At 72.0% G+C, this 2,568-nt stretch carries 2 protein-coding genes; both read left to right on the forward strand.

The window, feature by feature from the left end; all coding sequences use genetic code 11:
* Window positions 1-51: 51 nt before the first annotated feature.
* Window positions 52-1,599, forward strand: a complete 1,548-nt coding sequence (gene crtI / locus FNQ90_RS19375) for a phytoene desaturase family protein (RefSeq protein ID WP_182607533.1) — start codon at window positions 52-54, stop codon at window positions 1,597-1,599.
* Window positions 1,596-2,568, forward strand: a 973-nt coding sequence (locus tag FNQ90_RS19380; RefSeq protein WP_182607534.1) for a phytoene/squalene synthase family protein, incomplete at its 3' end; no start/stop codon positions are given. The genes crtI and FNQ90_RS19380, both read left to right, overlap by 4 nt.

Here is a 2,568-nt window from a genome sequence, read left to right on the forward strand (position 1 = left end):
CCCCGATGGCGTCCCCACCACCCTGATCGAGGCCCTGGAAGGACACCCCCGATGAAAACCCTCAAGGGGCCCACCGATCACGTGGTCGTGGTCGGCGCGGGCCTCGCCGGCCTCGCCGCGACCCTCCATCTCTTGGGAGCCGGACGCCGCGTCACACTCGTCGAACGGGCTTCCCGACCGGGTGGCCGCGCAGGCCTCCACGAACACCGCGGATACCGTATCGACACCGGCCCCACCGTGCTGACCATGCCCGAACTCGTCGACGAGGCATTGGCCGCCGTGGGCAGCTCCGTCCGCGAACGCCTGGACCTCCTCCCCCTTCACCCCGCCTACCGGGCCCGCTTCGCCGACGGCACCTCCCTCGACGTGCACACCGACGCCGAGGCCATGGAGGCCGAGATCGAACGCTTCGCCGGTCCCCGGGCCGTGCGCGGTTACCGAGACCTGCGCACCTGGCTGCGCAAGCTCTACACCGCCCAGATGAACCGCTTCATCGACGCCAACTTCGACTCCCCCCTGCAACTCCTCCACCCCGACCTCGCGAAACTGGCGCTCCTGGGTGGCTTCGGTCGTATGGACGCCCGCATCGGGCGCCACATCACCGATGAACGCCTGCGCCGTGTCTTCTCCTTCCAGTCCCTCTACGCCGGCGTTGCCCCACAGCGTGCGCTCGCCGCCTACGCCGTCATCGCCTACATGGACACCATCGCCGGTGTGTACTTCCCCCGCGGCGGCATGCACGCACTGCCCCGCGCCCTCGCCGACGCCGCCACCGACGCCGGAGCCGACCTGCGGTACGAACACACCGTCACCTCCCTGGAACGGACCGGTTCCCGCGTCACCGCAGTGGTCACCGACCACGGGCGCATCCCCTGCGACGCCGTGGTCCTCACCCCCGACCTCCCGGTGACCTACCGACTCCTGGGACGAACCCCACGCCGTCCGCTGCGTCTGCGCCACTCGCCATCGGCCGTCATCCTTCACGCAGGTACCGATCGCACCTGGCCCGACCTGGCCCACCACACCATCTCCTTCGGTCACGCCTGGAAGCGAACCTTCCACGAGCTCACCCGCACCGGGGAACTGATGAGCGATCCATCCCTCCTCATCACCCGACCCACCTCCACGGACCCGGGCCTCGCGCCTCCCGGGCGTCACCTGCACTACGTGCTCGCACCCTGCCCCAACACCGACATCGGGCCGGACGCCGCCCGATGGGGCGACCTGGGCCCCCGCTACCGGGACACGCTCCTGAACGAACTGGAGAAACGCGGCCTGGACGGCATCACCTCCGCCATCGAGGAGGAAACCCTCATCACCCCCGCCGACTGGACGGCGGAGGGCCACGCGGCCGGTACCCCCTTCTCCGCCGCGCACACCTTCCCCCAGACGGGACCCTTCCGACCCCGCAACCTGGTCTCCGGCATCGACAACGCCGTTCTCGCGGGCTGCGGCACCACCCCGGGCGTGGGCGTTCCCACCGTCCTGATCTCCGGCAAGCTCGCCGCCGGTCGGATCACCGGCCCCGTCCACCATCGCTCCCGGTCGACCGGGGCCCCCCGACCCACCGGCACCTCCACCCCGGGGGCCGCCGCGTGACCGCCCGGGAACTCGACGCCGCCGGCATCACCGACCCCGCACTGCGGGAGGCGTACGCCCACTGCCGCCGGCTCAACGCCCACCACGGCAAGACCTACTTCCTCGCCACCCGCCTGCTCCCCCTCGAACGCCGCCCCGCCGTGCACGCCCTGTACGGCTTCGCCCGCTGGGCCGACGACATCGTCGACGACCTGGAAAGCGACGCCCCGCCGGAACGCCGCCGGGCCCTGCTGGCCGACCTGCACCACCACCTGGCCGAGGGCCTGCGCAGCGGGGAGAGCCCCGAACCCGTCGTCCGCGCCCTCGCCCACACCGCCGTGGTCCACGACATCGACCATCATCACTTCACCGACTTCATGACTTCCATGACCAGCGACCTGGAGGTCACCGACTACCCCACCTACGAGGACCTGCGCGCCTACATGCACGGTTCAGCCGCGGTCATCGGGCTGCAGATGCTCCCGATCCTCGGCACCGTCGTGCCCCGCGAACAGGCCGCTCCCCACGCCGCCGCCCTCGGTGAGGCATTTCAGCTCACCAACTTCATCCGAGACGTGGGGGAGGACCTCGACCGGGGGCGGGTCTACCTGCCCGCGGACCTCCTGGCGGCCCACGGCGCCGACCGTTCGCTGCTGCTGTGGAGCAGGGCGACCGGCCGTCGTGACCGCCGCATCACCGCGGCCCTGCGCGCCGCCGCCGATCTCACCCGTTCCGTCTACCGCCTCGCCGCCCCCGGCATTCCCATGCTCGACCCCGTGGCCCGCCCCTGCATCCGCACAGCCTTCATCCTCTACGGCGGCATCCTGAGGGCCGTCGAGGAAGACGGCTACGCCGCCGTCCACCGCCGCGCGGTGGTGCCCCGGCGCCGCCGCGCGGCGGTGGCGCTCGACGGCCTGGTTCGGCTGGCCGCGGCCCGCGTCACCGCATCCCGTCCGGGCCGACCGGACGACCCGCCGCCCGGCCACCAAC

The organism is Streptomyces alkaliphilus, assembly GCF_014141535.1.
GTDB lineage: Bacteria > Actinomycetota > Actinomycetes > Streptomycetales > Streptomycetaceae > Streptomyces > Streptomyces alkaliphilus.